This window comes from Halarcobacter sp. (genome assembly GCF_963676935.1).
In the GTDB taxonomy this organism is placed as follows: domain Bacteria; phylum Campylobacterota; class Campylobacteria; order Campylobacterales; family Arcobacteraceae; genus Halarcobacter.
In genome coordinates this window covers 2,924,138-2,938,703 of record NZ_OY781470.1, presented here as the reverse complement: position 1 = coordinate 2,938,703, position 14,566 = coordinate 2,924,138, and the positions used below count along the sequence as shown (strand labels likewise).

Annotated in this window: 14 protein-coding genes; 3 read left to right on the top strand and 11 right to left on the bottom strand. The window is 31.2% G+C overall.

Translation table 11 applies throughout. The features are described 5' to 3' along the window. Positions 1 to 74: 74 nt before the first annotated feature. The 9 genes from ACKU4C_RS14320 to ACKU4C_RS14280 form a co-directional block, all read right to left on the bottom strand. A complete protein-coding gene (locus tag ACKU4C_RS14320; RefSeq protein ID WP_321313139.1) occupies positions 75 to 1,376 on the bottom strand; it encodes an aminotransferase class V-fold PLP-dependent enzyme in 1,302 nt (433 codons plus the stop codon). Between the two features lie 64 nt (positions 1,377 to 1,440). Then, the gene (locus ACKU4C_RS14315; RefSeq protein WP_321313137.1) at positions 1,441 to 2,997 is read right to left on the bottom strand and encodes a nitrite/sulfite reductase; all 1,557 of its coding nucleotides are present in this window, start codon (positions 2,995 to 2,997) and stop codon (positions 1,441 to 1,443) included. A gap of 3 nt (positions 2,998 to 3,000) precedes the next feature. Beyond that, positions 3,001 to 4,464, bottom strand: coding sequence for a sulfate adenylyltransferase subunit CysN (gene cysN / locus ACKU4C_RS14310; protein ID WP_321313135.1), 1,464 nt, complete (start codon positions 4,462 to 4,464; stop codon positions 3,001 to 3,003). Between the two features lies 1 nt (position 4,465). Continuing rightward, the gene (gene cysD / locus ACKU4C_RS14305; RefSeq protein WP_321313133.1) at positions 4,466 to 5,389 is read right to left on the bottom strand and encodes a sulfate adenylyltransferase subunit CysD; all 924 of its coding nucleotides are present in this window, start codon (positions 5,387 to 5,389) and stop codon (positions 4,466 to 4,468) included. Between the two features lie 77 nt (positions 5,390 to 5,466). Beyond that, a complete protein-coding gene (locus ACKU4C_RS14300; protein WP_321313131.1) occupies positions 5,467 to 6,162 on the bottom strand; it encodes a phosphoadenylyl-sulfate reductase in 696 nt (231 codons plus the stop codon). 12 nt (positions 6,163 to 6,174) lie between these two features. Beyond that, a complete protein-coding gene (locus ACKU4C_RS14295) occupies positions 6,175 to 6,399 on the bottom strand; it encodes a DUF2061 domain-containing protein (protein ID WP_321313129.1) in 225 nt (74 codons plus the stop codon). A 42-nt stretch (positions 6,400 to 6,441) separates the two neighbouring features. After that, positions 6,442 to 7,368 (bottom strand): cysteine synthase A, encoded by a 927-nt coding sequence (gene cysK / locus ACKU4C_RS14290; protein WP_321313127.1) that lies wholly within the window; start codon positions 7,366 to 7,368, stop codon positions 6,442 to 6,444. A gap of 76 nt (positions 7,369 to 7,444) precedes the next feature. Beyond that, a complete protein-coding gene (locus tag ACKU4C_RS14285) occupies positions 7,445 to 7,858 on the bottom strand; it encodes an Rrf2 family transcriptional regulator (protein ID WP_321313124.1) in 414 nt (137 codons plus the stop codon). A gap of 8 nt (positions 7,859 to 7,866) precedes the next feature. Continuing rightward, on the bottom strand, positions 7,867 to 9,135 hold the full coding sequence (locus tag ACKU4C_RS14280; RefSeq protein ID WP_321313121.1) for an O-acetylhomoserine aminocarboxypropyltransferase/cysteine synthase family protein: 1,269 nt from the start codon (positions 9,133 to 9,135) through the stop codon (positions 7,867 to 7,869). A 253-nt stretch (positions 9,136 to 9,388) separates the two neighbouring features. Here ACKU4C_RS14280 and ACKU4C_RS14275 point away from each other — a divergent pair, with 253 nt between their 5' ends. The 3 genes from ACKU4C_RS14275 to nhaD are packed head-to-tail and all read left to right on the top strand — an operon-like array spanning position 9,389 to position 12,347. Continuing rightward, entirely contained in the window at positions 9,389 to 9,820 is a 432-nt protein-coding gene (locus tag ACKU4C_RS14275) for a MarR family transcriptional regulator (RefSeq protein WP_321313119.1), read from the top strand. Beyond that, positions 9,820 to 10,971, top strand: a complete 1,152-nt coding sequence (locus ACKU4C_RS14270; protein WP_321313117.1) for a multidrug effflux MFS transporter — start codon at positions 9,820 to 9,822, stop codon at positions 10,969 to 10,971. The genes ACKU4C_RS14275 and ACKU4C_RS14270 overlap by 1 nt, the downstream gene beginning before the upstream one ends. 8 nt (positions 10,972 to 10,979) lie before the next feature. Beyond that, positions 10,980 to 12,347 carry a sodium:proton antiporter NhaD gene (nhaD, locus tag ACKU4C_RS14265; protein WP_321313115.1) on the top strand — a complete coding sequence of 456 codons (1,368 nt, stop codon included), beginning with the start codon at positions 10,980 to 10,982 and terminating at the stop codon, positions 12,345 to 12,347. Here the strand turns inward: nhaD and ACKU4C_RS14260 are convergent. Both ACKU4C_RS14260 and ACKU4C_RS14255 read right to left on the bottom strand, forming a co-directional pair. Then, positions 12,344 to 13,492 carry a DUF2201 family putative metallopeptidase gene (locus tag ACKU4C_RS14260; RefSeq protein ID WP_321313113.1) on the bottom strand — a complete coding sequence of 383 codons (1,149 nt, stop codon included), beginning with the start codon at positions 13,490 to 13,492 and terminating at the stop codon, positions 12,344 to 12,346. The two genes, nhaD and ACKU4C_RS14260, sit on opposite strands and share 4 nt — an antisense overlap. Before the next feature lie 2 nt (positions 13,493 to 13,494). After that, a complete protein-coding gene (locus ACKU4C_RS14255; RefSeq protein ID WP_321313111.1) occupies positions 13,495 to 14,496 on the bottom strand; it encodes a MoxR family ATPase in 1,002 nt (333 codons plus the stop codon). Positions 14,497 to 14,566: the final 70 nt, after the last annotated feature.

Here is a 14,566-nt window from a genome sequence, read left to right as displayed (position 1 = left end):
ATCCTTATAAAAATTATTTAGAGGGATTTTATAAATAATTGGTTACAAAAAGATAACAATAAAAAAATATTATATTAAATTGATTGTTTAAGTGCTTTTATAAGTTTATCTATCTCTTCTTCAGTCTGAGAATAATGTATAGAGATTCTTAGCCATCCTGGCTTCTCTTCAATCTCTTTTTTTGAGTTAAAACCTAAAAGGTCATGACCATATGGCCCAGCGCAAGAACATCCAGCTCTAGTTTGGATACCACCGTTTGATGATAGTTTTCTACAAATATCATAAGGGTTTATATTTTTTATGTTAAAAGAGATAATACCTATATTTTTAGATATTTTGTTTCCATAGATTGTGATATTTGGAATATTTTCTAATTTATTTAGTAGGTATTTAAGTAAAATCTCTTTTCTTTTTAGGATAAACTCAAAACCTATTTCATTTCTAAGTTGATAAGCTAAGGCACTTCTAATAAGTTGTAATATTCCAGGGGTTCCTGCTGTTTCCCTTACATTTAACTCTTTTTCATATTCTTGAATTTTAGAATTTACATAAGATACAGTTCCTCCACCTGCAAAAGTAGGAGATAGATTTGTATCTACTAAAGATTTTTTGATAATTAAAAGTCCACAACTTCCAGGACCTCCTAAAAGTTTATGTGGAGAAAGGTATAACGCATCATAATAGTTACAATCTACATTCATATAAGGAGAACTTGCAGCTGCATCAAAACAAACTAAGGCATTGTATTTTTTTAAGATGTTTGAGATATCTTTATAGCAAGTTATAATACCTGTCACATTTGAAGCTATACAAAAACTTCCTATAATCTCTCTATGTTGATTTTGTTTTAAAGTTGCTTCTAATTCTTCTAAATCAATTAATCCCTCTTGTGTTAAACCAATTCTTTTAACTTCACATAGAGCTTCTCGGTGACTAACTTCATTTGAGTGATGTTCATAAGGTCCAACTATTACTAAAGGCAGATTCTCTTTTGGTATAGATATATCATATCTTTTTTTTGTTGCAGGAGGGATATACAGTCCTAAAAGTTCTTGAAACTTTTTTATTGCAGCAGTTGAACCACATCCTGTTGGTATTACTGCAAACTCTTTAGTTAGTTCAAGACTTTGTTCAAGGGATAATATAGCATTATTATAATATTCACTAGTGATATTAGCATTTGAAGACTCTTTTGAGTGAGTATTTGCATAGGTTTCTAAAACATCTCTAAGACGATTTTCAATTTGTCTAAAAGCAAGTCCCGAAGCTGTATAATCAAAATACTCTTTCTTACTTTTCCCAATAGTGTTATATCTAATAAAATCTAACGTATTTGTATTTTTATCAAAAAATGGTCTATAAATATCTTTTTTCATATGATAATTTTATCTTATTTTTATTATAGAATTTATTAATAAGAGAGAATTAAACTCTCTTATCTTATGAAGCTTTTGTTAATAGATAGTCTCTAAAGCTTGTAAAGCTTGAAGCTTTATATTCTTTAATCATACCTTCAATATACTCTTTTGTATCTTCTTGGGCAAATTTAATTCCGGTTTTTTGTGCATACTCACTCTCTTTTCCATGCAAGAAACCAGCAACTACCATCTCATATCCCACAACAGGTTGACCATCTTTTTTAACTTTTGTACCAATAAGTCCAATATCAGCAATATGTGAATGGGCACAAGAATTAGGGCATCCGTTAATAGATATAGCTACTCTTTCGTCAAAATCAGGAAATTTTTCTTCAAGGTAATTAACTACTTCTTTCGCTTTTCCCTTAGTTTCACTAATTGCAAATTTACAAAAGTTTAACCCTGTACATGCCTGAACTCTAGCTTTGAAATTTGAAGGAAAAGGTGAGATTCCTACCTCTTCTAACTCTTTAGCCATAGCTTCTGCATTTTTTGTAGGAACTGCTGTAATAATTATATTTTGAGTAACAGTTGCTTTAAGGGCTGTTGCTTCATATTTTTCAAATAGTTCAATCAAGTTATTCAAACCATCAAGTCCAATATGTCCTGAATTTAAAGCACACCCAATAAAACTTTTACCCTCTTCTTTACTCTCATTGATTCCAAAATGTTCTCTATATCTAGAGTGCACATATTCAATATCATTTGGTTCTTTGATTTTAAAAGATAACCCATTTTGAAGTACTTCTCTAAATTTTTCTATTCCCCAATTTTCAATGATATGACCAAGTCTAGCTTTTCTTCTATTCTCTCTATTCCCATTATCCCTATAGATTTTAATAACTGCTTTAGTTAATGGAAGAACTTGTGATGGTGCCACAAAACCTATATGGTCTGCAACTCTTCTATTTGAAGCCAATCCTCCTCCTACACTTACTGCAAATTGGATTCTTCCATTCTCTTGTTTTACAGCATTGAAGCTAAGATCTTGCATCTCATGGTGCATACAGTTTTTAGAACATCCATTAACACCAATTTTAAATTTTCTTGGAAGATTTGAAAATGCCTTATTTCCTTTTAGGGCTTCATTAATTTTTTCAACCACATCTCTTACATCCGAAATTTCATCTTTATCTATACCATTTACAGGACAAGAAACAACATTTCTTGGAACATCTCCTGCTGCAAAGATTGTATTTAATCCTACTGTATCAAGAAGTCTGAAAACTTCTGGTAAATCTACAACTCTTATATAGTGAAATTGTAAATCTTGTCTTGTAGTAAAATCAGCAGTTCCCCTTGCATATTTTTCAGAAATCTCGGCAATCATTTTAAGTTGAGGAAGTGTTAACTCGCCACTGATAAGTTTCACTCTTAACATAAAATATAGAGTTGGGTCATCTTCTGCTTGTAGATTTCTATTTTGAGTATATAGACCATACCATTTAAATCTATCTATATCTTCAGGGTCTACCTCTTCACCAGTTATTGCATAAAGATAGATGTCTTGAAGTACATCAAGACCATCTTTTTCTTTTTTTATCCGCTCAACTCTTTGTGCTTTACTCTCTTTCGCCATAATCTATCCTAAAATTTCTTTACAACCCCACTCAGGGTAGTTTCTTCTAATAAATTCATTTAATTCAACTTCAGCTTTTGTATACTCTTTTTTCTCATCTTCAAGCTTTGCAAACCCTTCTATATGATTTACAATCATACCTGCTCCAACTGTTGAGTTTGTATATTTATCTATAATTATAAAACTTCCAGTGTATCTATTCTCATGGTATGGATCTACTGCTATGTCTCTATCCAATGATAAGGTACATTTTGCTATATCATTTAGCTCTAAAGTTTGGGCATCAATCTCTTCAAAGGTATTAATATTCTTTTTAAATTGTATCTCATTAAATGCACCATTTATAACACTTGTTGCTCTTTTGATAATATAGTTCTGATTTAACTTTAATGGTGTTTCATCCATCCAAACTACCATTGCCGATAAGTGATTTGAAACTTTAGGAATATCAGTAGATTTTACAATCATATCCCCTCTACTTATATCAATCTCATCTTCTAGTGTTATTGTTGTTGCCATTGGTGCAAATGCTTTTTGTATTGTTTCAACTTGCTCATCTTTTCCAATTGGTCTTAAATCTTTAATATCATTTGATACAATTGATTTTACTTTAGATGTTTTTAGTGATGGCAATACAGTGATCTCATCTCCAACTTCGATAGAACCACTTGTAATAGTCCCAGAAAAACCTCTAAAGTTTAAATGTGGTCTTATTACATATTGAACAGGTAATCTAAAAGAATTATTCTCTTTTTTATTTATCTCAATAGTATCTAATAACTCCATTAAAGGTTTATCTTTATACCAAGGTGCTTTAGGAGAGTTTGTTAAAATATTATCTCCATCTAAAGCAGAAATAGGAATAAATCTAAAATCAATATCTTTATTATGAGGAAGGTTAGGAATAATCTCTTCATAATCTTTTTTTATTGAGTTAAATACCTCTTCACTAAAATCAACTAAATCCATTTTATTGATAGCAACGATTAGGTTTTTAATACCTAAAAGTGATGCTATATAAGAGTGTCTTTTTGTTTGTGTTAAAACACCTTGTCTAGCATCTATTAGGATAATTGCTAAATCTGCTGTACTTGCACCCGTTGCCATATTTCTTGTATATTGTTCATGACCTGGAGTATCTGCTATAATAAATTTTCTTTTATCTGTTGAGAAGAATCTATATGCAACATCAATAGTAATCCCTTGTTCTCTTTCACTAGCTAATCCATCAACTAAAAGTGCTAAGTCCATTTTATCACCAGTAGTACCTGATTTTTTACTATCTTTTTCAATAGCTGCTAATTGGTCTTCAAAAATCATCTTACTATCATATAAAAGTCTTCCAATTAGTGTTGACTTTCCATCATCTACAGAACCACAAGTTATAAATCTTAGGATATCTTTATTTTCATGTTCTTTTAAATATTGTTCAATATTTGTTGCAATTAAATCTGATTGGTGTGCCATCTTAAAAATACCCCTCTTGTTTCTTTTTCTCCATTGATGCATCACCATCACTATCTATTAATCTTCCTTGTCTTTCACTTGTAGTACAAACAAGCATCTCTTGAATAATCTCTGGAAGTGTTGTTGCTGTTGAATTAACTGCTCCTGTTAGAGGATAACAACCTAATGTTCTAAATCTTACATCTTCCATTTTTGCTGTAGCTCTTAACTCTTCTGGCATTCTTTCATCATCTACAAGAATTTTTGTTCCCATATATTCTACTACGGGTCTTTTTTTAGAGAAGTACAAATCAGGAATTGGAATTTGTTCTAGATAGATATATTGCCAAATATCTAATTCTGTCCAGTTAGACAAAGGAAATACTCTAATTGATTCACCTTTTGTGTGTCTTCCATTGTAGATATTCCACAATTCTGGTCTTTGATTTTTTGGATCCCATCTATGGTTTTTATCTCTAAAAGAGTAGATTCTTTCTTTTGCTCTTGATTTCTCTTCATCACGTCTTGCTCCACCAAACACTGCATCAAACTTTTGGATATCTAGTGCTTGTTTTAATCCTTCTGTTTTCATTACATCCGTATGAAGTGCTGAACCATGTTCAAAGGGAGATATATTCATCTCTAAACCTTTTGGGTTTGAGTATACGATTAATTCCATTCCTACTTCTTTTGCACGTCTATCTCTAAATTCTATCATCTCTTTAAATTTCCATGTTGTATCTACATGCATTAGAGGTAATGGTGGTGGTGCTGGGTAAAAAGCTTTTTGTAGCAAGTGTAACATTACTGAGCTATCTTTCCCTACACTATATAGCATCCCTGGGTTACTAAACTCTGCTACTACTTCTTTCATTATATGCATACTCTCTGCTTCTAATTGTTTTAGATGCGTTAGTCGTTCGTTACTTATGTTAATTTCATTCATTATTATCATTCCATTAATTTATATTTTTATAAATTGAATCCTTCAAATTAAAAGTTTGATATCATCAAAAAACTTGATTATTTAACGTGCAATCCACACTCTTTGTGTTCAGGATTTTCCCACCACCATCTTCCAGCTCTTACATCCTCATCATCCTTAATGGCTCTGGTACAGGGTGCACATCCAATACTTGGATAACCTTGGTCATGAAGTTTGTTATAAGGAACATTATTTGCTTTTATATAGTTCCAAACCTCTTCTTCTCTCCAATTTATAAGTGGATTTACTTTTATAACTTTAAAGTTTTCATCCCACTCAACAATAGGTGTATCTGTTCTAGTTACACTTTGACTGGCTCTTAATCCTGTAATCCAAACTTTTAGAGGTTTTAAGGCTCTTTTTAAAGGCTCTATTTTTCTAATATTACAGCATCTTTTTCTATTTTCTATATTTTCAAAGTGCCCATTTACACCTTGAATTTGATAAAGTTCTTCAACTTGAACAACTTCAGGGAAAAAAACATTTAGTTTTACACCATATTTCAAATTTGTTGCATCCATTACATCGTAAGTTTCTGGATGTAGTCTTCCTGTATCTAGTGTAAATATATTTGCTTCTTTATCTGTTTTTAAAATCATGTCGGTTAAAACTTGATCTTCTGCACCTAAACTACTTGATAAAGCAGCATCTCTTCCATACTCTTTTATAAAATATTCTATAACCTGTGTTGCCTCTGCTTTAGCAAACTTCTCGTTTAATTCATTAATTTCCATGCATATCTACTTTTAAATTTGGTAATCTGGTTCTTTTACTTTTCCAAAAGTAATCTTGTTCCAAGCTCTTTCGTGAAAGTAATAAAGTGCCATTTTTGTAAAAACTTCTATTGAACCTATAGAGGCCGCCATTGTTAAGTTACCAGTTATAAAATATGAGATAATTACAGTGTCAAGAGTTCCGACAGTTCGCCAAGAGACAGACTTAGCTACAGATCTGTAAGCTTTTTCTGCCATTTTTTACCTCTCACTTAATAGGGATTATGAGAGGATGAGTTTTTACTCATCGTCATATAATCCTGAACTTAAATATCTCTCACCTGTGTCACAAAGAATTGTAACAATTGTTTTACCTTTGTTTTCTGCTCTTGCTGCTACTTTTTCTGCAACAAATACATTTGCCCCAGCACTAATTCCAACTAATAAACCTTCATTTTTAGCTAGATTTCTAGAAGATTCAATTGCATCTTCATTACTAACTGTAACAACTTCACTAAATAAATCAGTATTTAATACATCTGGAACAAATCCTGCCCCAATCCCTTGAATTCTATGTGGACCTGGTTTTCCACCACTTAATACAGGAGAAGCTTCTGGCTCAACTGCAATGATTTGAATATCTGGGTTATGCTCTTTTAAAATTTCACCAATACCAGTAATAGAACCACCTGTACCAATCGCAGCAACAAAGATATCAACTTTTCCATCAGTATCTTTTAATATCTCTTGAGCAGTTGTTTTTCTGTGAATCTCAGGATTTGCTTCATTTGCAAATTGTTGAGGAATAAAAGAATCAGGAGTTTCTTTTGCTAATTCATCAGCTTTGTCAATAGCACCCTTCATCCCTTTTTCTGGCTCAGTTAAAACTAGTTCTGCTCCTAAAGCTTTTAAAAGTTTTCTTCTTTCAATACTCATTGAAGAAGGCATTGTAAGAATAAGTTTGATCCCTAATCCTGCACAAACAGAAGCTAAGGCAATACCAGTGTTTCCACTTGTTGGTTCAATTACTGTTGTGTTTTCGTTGATTAAACCTTTTTCTAAAGCAGCTTTAATCATGTTTGTTCCAATTCTATCTTTTACTGAATGAGTAGGGTTCATAAACTCACATTTTCCAAGAATTGTAGTCTCTGTTGCATCACTTGCATTTTGTAATCTAACAAGTGGTGTATTTCCAATTAATTCTGTAACATTTTGTGCAAATTTCATTTTCATATCCTTTCAAATAGTTCTCAAATTTAAAAGAGAACTTGATTTATTTTTGTCTGCTTTTTAGCAGAAAACCTTATATACTGTAATGTAGAACTTCGTTATATTTATCTTGATACGCATCTAACTGAGTAAGACTTAATTCAAATATTTTTTTTGTATTATCCTTAGCTTCAGAAAAAAACATATTTAGTATCGGATTTTCTGTTTTATTATCGATAACTTTTAGGTCACCTTCTAGTGCAATTAGAATATCTTTTACTATGATGTTTTCTGGTTTATCAGCTAAGATATACCCACCTTTTGCTCCTCTGATACTCTTTACTAAGCCAGCATGTCTTAATTTGCTTAAAAGCTGTTCCAGATAATTTTGAGGAATCTTAGCATTTGAAGATATCTCCTTTATCTGTAAGGGAGTATCATCCTCATGCTTACTTAGTTCGTACATAGCTGTTAGACCATATACACCTTTTGTTGAAATCAGTGGCATTTTAATCCTTAACTTAATGCTTGTTCTAAATCTTCAATTAAATCAATAGGATTCTCTAATCCAATAGATAATCTAATTGTTGTAGGATTTATTCCTGCTTCTTTTAATTCAGTCTCATTCATTTGAGAGTGAGTAGTAGATGCAGGATGAACAATTAGTGATTTACTATCACCAATATTTACAACAACACTAAATAGTTTTGCTGAATCAATAACTTTTTTAGCAGTTTCATAATCTTCAACCTCAAAAGAGATAAGACCAGATGCTTTTCCATCTTTAAAATATTTTTGAGCTTTTTCATAATAAGCACTTGACTCTAATCCTGGATAATTTACAGCTTTAACTTTTGGATTAGATTCTAAGAATTTAGCTACTTCTAAAGCTGAGTTAGAGTGTTTTTCCATTCTAATATCTAAAGTCTCAATAGTTTGTAAAAGTAACCAAGAGTTATGAGGAGATTGTGTTGCTCCAATATCTCTTAAAAGATTTAGTCTAATTCTAAGACAAAAGTTTGGTAAAGGAACATCTGTATAAACTAATCCATGATATGATGGATCTGGTTGTGTAAAGTGATAGTATCTTTCACTATTTTCTTTAAAAAAGTCAGCTAAACCATCTCTTTCTACAACAATTCCACCAACACCGCTTCCTTGTCCATTTGTGTATTTTGAAGTTGAGTGAACAACTACATCAACTCCCCATTTGATTGGGTTAAATAAAGCTGCACTAGCAACAGTATTATCACAAACAGTTAATACACCATTTCTTTTTGCAATCTCTACAATCTTTTCAATATCTGCAATTGCAATTTGAGGATTTGATAATGATTCAAAGAAAATTGCTTTTGTTTTATCATCAATTTGTTCTTCTAAATTTGATGCATCAGCACTTTTAAATACTTTTGTAGAGATTCCAAATCTTTTCATAGTATAAGTTAAAAGTGTAACTGCTCCACCATATAGCTTGTCAGAGATAATTACATTGTCTCCAGCTTCAGCTACATTAGCAATAGCATAAAAAATTGCAGATTGACCACTTGCTGTACAAATAGCAGCTGCACCACCTTCAAGTTGAGCAAATCTTTGTTCTAATACATCAGTAGTTGGGTTTGTTAATCTTGTATAAATTGAACCTAACTCTTTTAGAGCAAAAAGATTAGCTGCATGTTCTGCATCTCTAAATGCATATGCAGTAGTTTGAGCAATAGGAACATTCATTGTACCCCAACCCTCTTTGTTGTTATAACCTCCATGTACTGCAATAGTCTCTTTTTGCATAAAAAATCCTTTTTATTAATTTCTATTTTTTTAATTTGTAGTGAAATTGTATAGTATTTTTTTTATAATGTCAAGTATTTTAATCATAATTTTATAAAATGCCTATATAAAGGCTTGTAGTAAATCTATATTAAATTAATCAAGATTGCTATATTTGTAGTGAAAGTTGATAAATTTGCTTTTTAAATTAAAAATGTTTATTGAAAAATAAGGTTGTATATGCAATAGTTGTATATACAATAAAAGGCTTTTTATGAAAACAGAGTTAGAAAATTCAATTTTATTTAGAATAAATCATGTAGCAAATCTATTAAATAGTTCTTTTAATCATAAATTACAAGATTTTGAGATTGCAATAGAACAAAGAATTACTTTGGAATTTATAAAAAATATGCAAAGTGTAAGTCAGACAAAAATTGCAGATGTTCTAGTTAAAGATAAAACAACTATAAGCAGAACTTTAAGAGCTTTGGAGACAAAAGGTTATATTAAAAGAGATGAAAAAGTAGTTGATAAACGTACAAATCTTATAAGATTGACAGACCTTGGAGAAAAAGTTTTAGAAAATAGTTCTAAAACTGTGAAGTCTTTTCGAAATAAAATTTCATCAGAATTAACAAAAGATGAAAAAATACAACTGTTTAAACTTTTAGAAAAAGTTATTAAACCAATAAAGGAAAAATAGTGAAAAAAGCAACAAATCATATATATTTGATTATTTTATTATCTATTCTTTCCTCAGTCGCACCAATTGCAACAGATACTTATATACCCTCAATCCCTGATATTGCAAATGAATTTAATGTAGGTATTGAAAAAATCGAATTAACATTATCTATATTTTTAATAGGCTTTTCTATCGGACAAGTTTTTGGTGGTCCTGTCTCAGATAGAATAGGGAGAAGAAAAAGTTCAATTTTTGGACTTTTGGGCTTTGCATTTTTTAGTTTTATAATAATTTTTAGCACGAGTGTTTATGAGTTATGGATATATAGATTTTTAGAAGCTTTTTTTGGAGGAATGGTTGTAGTAAATGCTATGGCAGTTGTAAGAGACAAGTTTCATGGAAAAGAGGCTGCAAAGGTGTTTTCATTAATAGGAACAATTAGAAGTATAGCTCCACTTATAGCACCAGCTATTGGTTCTTTTATCATACACTTTTTTTCTTGGGAAGCTGTATTTTTATATTTGACATTTTATGCTTTATTTACAGCTTTTCTTGTTTACAAAGATTTAGATGAAAGTTTCACTTATGTAAAACAAAGTATTTATCACTCTTATAAAATGGTATTAACTCATAAAATAGCTATGAAAGCTATGCTTACTTTAGCTTTAGCTTTTTCAGGATTTTTTATATTTATTGCAAAATCATCTTTTATATTTATAGAACATTATGGTGTATCAACTGATTATTTTCCACTGTTTTTTGGATTTAATTTTGTGATATTAATATTGATGATAAAAGTAAATATTCAATTATTAAAAAACTTTTCACCAATAGATTTAGTGAAATACGCAATTATTATACAAATTTTTGCTGGAATATTATGGATATTAACTTTTGAAAATCAAACAATTGTAATCACTATGGCTCTAATGGCTGTGTATATGAGCATGATGGCATTTGTTTTTGGTAACTGTATGGCTTTAGCTTTAGAACACTTTTCTAAAAATGCTGGGGTTGCTTCTGGAGTAGTTGGGGTTTTACAGTTTGGTTTAGGAGCAATTATTTCATCTGTAGCATTACTATTTCATAGTGAATCTTTTTTACCTATTGGAATAAGTATAACAACTATCTCTATAGTTGCATTTTTGATATTTAGAAGTTATAAATAGGAGACTTTATGATTAAAATTTTATCTTTCTTAGGTTTACTTGGAAGTGCATGTTTCGCAAATGAACTTGAAAATCCAAATTTAACAACAACATGGGTTGGTATAGCAACTTTAGTTATATTTGTAATAGGTTATTACTTTATTGCAAATGAGGAGAAATATCATATAGATAAATCTGTCCCTGCACTTTTTATTGGGATATTTACTTTTTTGATGATTTCAGTATATTATGCAATGAATGGTTTAAATATTCATTTAGTACATAATGAAGCCGAAGCAGTAATTTTGGAGATTGCAGAAATAGTATTTTTCCTTTTTGTTGCAATGACCTATATAGAATCACTAATTCATATGGGGGTTTTTGATAGATTAAAATTTAATCTAATCTCAAAGGGATATACATATAGAAAACTTTTTTGGGCAACTGGATTTTTAGCATTTTTTATCTCACCAATTGCTGATAACTTAACTACAGCACTTATTTTATCAACAGTATTAATAACAATAGAAAAAGAGAAAAAAGAGTTTTTAGTTCCAGGTGCTATAAATATAGTAGTAGCGGCAAATGCCGGTGGAGCCTGGTCACCATTTGGGGATATTACAACACTTATGGCATGGACAGCAGGAAAAGCTCATTTTATAGACTTTTTATATCTATTCCCAGCTTCTGTATTAGGGTATTTAGTAACAGCATTTCTTTTATCAAAGGTTGTTCCAACTACAAAACCTGCTTTTAATGCAAACACTGAAAAAAAACCAGAAATGAAAGAGGGTGCTAAAACAGTAATTGCCTTGGGTGTAATAACAATAATCACAGCTGTAATCTCTCATCAAGTTTTAGATTTCCCTGCTATGTGGGGGATGATGTTTGGTCTTGTTTTACTAAAAATATATTCTTATAAATTAACTATAAAATTTGGTAAAGAACATTTTGATGTATTTGAGTCTATGTCAAAAATAGAAAACAATACCTTGATGTTTTTCTTTGGTATCTTAGCTGCTGTTGGGGCTTTATATTTTATTGGATGGTTAACTTTAGCTTCAGTTGTATATCACCCTGATTATTTAGGTGCAACATATGCAAATATTGCAGTTGGATTTCTTTCTGCTATTGTGGATAATGTTCCTGTTATGTCTGCTATTTTAAAAGCAAATCCAGATATGGATCTTTCAAATTGGATGTTAGTAACACTAACAGCTGGTATTGGGGGTTCTTTAATCTCTTTTGGTAGTGCCGCTGGTGTAGGTGTTATGGGAAAACTAAGAGGGGTTTACACTTTTAGTTCACATATGAAATATGCTTGGACTATTTTGCTTGGATATTTTGTATCTATAGCAATTTGGTATTTCCAATTTGAGATGTTAGGCTTTAACTAAAATATAACTAAAGACCTACCAAAAGGGATTCTGTTTTTTTGATTTGATAGAGCCCATAAAACTTCATAAGAGGGTGGAATACGAGGGAATATTCCCTCCCCATCTGTAAAATACAAAAGCATTGAACTCATAGGTAAGTTTGCATCTATAAATTCAAATACTGGTCTATAATCGGTTCCCCCTCCACCTTTTAGTACAAAATCCATATCTTCTCCACCTTGAAAAGAGTAGTGGGCATGAACTTTTGCATCTGCAATAAGTAGTTCAATGGCAACCGATGGGAAGTTTTGCATAATAGATTTAAACTCTTCTATAAAAGCACCTAGAAGTTGCTCTTTTATACTTCCTGAGGTATCAATAGCAACAACTAAACTTAAAGTATCACTGGCTAAACTTGGAAGAGCAATGCCCCTATATATATGTTTTTTATTTGGTGGCATAAAAGCGTAGTTATTTCTCATATGTCTATTGATTGCATTATATAGTTCAAATCTCCAATCAATATTTTTAGCTTTCATTTTTTTAGCAAATCGTTCAAAACCTGTTGGCATCAAAGATTTTCGTTGGGCTACTTCTTTTGCTAGTGTTGCTGCGTATTCCCATTGCTCTTCATCTTTTTCATCATCTATCTCTTCTATTTTATCTATATTTGCAAAGATAGAATTTTTTTGCTCTTTTGCTTCAACTAAAGTGTTGTTTGATTTGTTTGTTTTTTCATCAAAAGCATTTGTACCTTCAAAAGTATTTTGCTCAAGTAAGATTTTGTAAATCTCTTCAGCATACATATTTTTAAAATCTTTATTGTAGTTTGCACCTTTTGGGATTTTTAATCCATTTTTCATAAGCATAGAGTTTATTGCAAAATCTGTTGCAAGTTGCCAAAGATTGCCTTTTCTATTTAGTTTTCTTTGTTGGTGGGATAAAATATGATGCATAACACAGTTTGTAAGGATAAACATCAACTCATCTTTTGAACAAGAGTTTATAAACTCTGGATTGTATTTAAATCTTTTGCCATTGCTGGCATAAAATCTAATCTCTTCATCCTCTTCGTGTTTTAATCTTGAAGCTAACATCCCAAAGTAAGGGTGTTTTGATGTTAGTTGACTTTTTGCTTTTATAAGCAGTGTATTTGAATCAATCATAGTTAGTGTAACAGTGAATTGAAATTTTTAATCCATAGAGGCCAACTTTTTAGATAATCAAGTTCAATATTCCTTTCCCTTAAATCTTGGATTATCATAACTGCAAACTCCCCTGGAAGATTTAGGGTGTATTTTAATAAGTTATCTAAAGTTTCTGCTGAACTATCTTCATCGACTCTCATTGAAAGAGAAGTGCACAACATATGTAAGGCTGCTGTTTCTTCCGGAACTTCTTCAGTTTTTCCTTCAAGTATCTCTTCTATATTTGGCAGTTTGCTTTCCACATCTTTAAACCCTAAAAATGAAGCAGCTAATTCTTCTCCAATAGCACCTCCTATCATAGTAAGAAGTAAATCTTCATCAGGTTTTGACTCTAAAATCTCATTTACATACTCCCATGTTCTTGGAGTTGCAAAGGATTTACTCTCATCTTGAGTATTAAAAGCAAAAAGTGCATCTGGTCTGTAGGAGATAAAAGCTATTATAGTTTTGTTTATATTTGTTTTATTTGCCCATATTTTCCAATCCTCAATACAAGGCTGCATCTCTAAGTGAACAAATCTATTTGCCAAGGGACTTGCCATACGAAACACCACTCCTCTGTCACTCTCTCTATTCCCTGCTGCAACAATAGACCAACCCTCAGGCAGAGTGTATTCTCCAATCTTTCTATCAAGTATTAACTGATAAGCAGAAGCTTGTACCATAGGAGCGGCGGTATTTAATTCATCTAAAAAAAGTATCCCCTTTTCTTTACTTCCATCGGGTAAAAATGAAGCTGGTGCCCAAACTGCACTGTTGTCTTCTTGTTTGAAAAAAGGTATTCCCCTTAAATCTGTTGGGTCAAGAAGTGAAAGTCTTAAATCTATACACTCTATACCTTGCTCTTTTGCTATTTGTGAAACAATAGAAGATTTACCAATACCTGGAGGTCCCCATAAGAAGATAGGAACTTTTCTTTTTGTTAGATGTTCAATTGCCCTTTTTGCATTTTGAGGATTCATCATTTGCCTTTTTGTTATTTGTTCCTCTATTTGCAAATATCATACCAAATTGGATAAAATCTCTCTTATT

Excerpts from the sequence above, each read along its gene's own strand:
- cysD (WP_321313133.1), bottom strand. The coding sequence starts at position 5,389 with ATGAATGAAATTAACATAAGTAACGAACGACTAACGCATCTAAAACAA.
- ACKU4C_RS14275 (WP_321313119.1), top strand. The coding sequence starts at position 9,389 with ATGAAAACAGAGTTAGAAAATTCAATTTTATTTAGAATAAATCATGTA.
- ACKU4C_RS14260 (WP_321313113.1), bottom strand. The coding sequence starts at position 13,492 with ATGATTGATTCAAATACACTGCTTATAAAAGCAAAAAGTCAACTAACA.
- cysN (WP_321313135.1), bottom strand. The coding sequence starts at position 4,464 with ATGGCACACCAATCAGATTTAATTGCAACAAATATTGAACAATATTTA.
- ACKU4C_RS14295 (WP_321313129.1), bottom strand. The coding sequence starts at position 6,399 with ATGGCAGAAAAAGCTTACAGATCTGTAGCTAAGTCTGTCTCTTGGCGA.
- nhaD (WP_321313115.1), top strand. The coding sequence starts at position 10,980 with ATGATTAAAATTTTATCTTTCTTAGGTTTACTTGGAAGTGCATGTTTC.
- ACKU4C_RS14315 (WP_321313137.1), bottom strand. The coding sequence starts at position 2,997 with ATGGCGAAAGAGAGTAAAGCACAAAGAGTTGAGCGGATAAAAAAAGAA.
- ACKU4C_RS14255 (WP_321313111.1), bottom strand. The coding sequence starts at position 14,496 with ATGAATCCTCAAAATGCAAAAAGGGCAATTGAACATCTAACAAAAAGA.
- cysK (WP_321313127.1), bottom strand. The coding sequence starts at position 7,368 with ATGAAATTTGCACAAAATGTTACAGAATTAATTGGAAATACACCACTT.
- ACKU4C_RS14285 (WP_321313124.1), bottom strand. The coding sequence starts at position 7,858 with ATGCCACTGATTTCAACAAAAGGTGTATATGGTCTAACAGCTATGTAC.
- ACKU4C_RS14300 (WP_321313131.1), bottom strand. The coding sequence starts at position 6,162 with ATGGAAATTAATGAATTAAACGAGAAGTTTGCTAAAGCAGAGGCAACA.
- ACKU4C_RS14280 (WP_321313121.1), bottom strand. The coding sequence starts at position 9,135 with ATGCAAAAAGAGACTATTGCAGTACATGGAGGTTATAACAACAAAGAG.
- ACKU4C_RS14320 (WP_321313139.1), bottom strand. The coding sequence starts at position 1,376 with ATGAAAAAAGATATTTATAGACCATTTTTTGATAAAAATACAAATACG.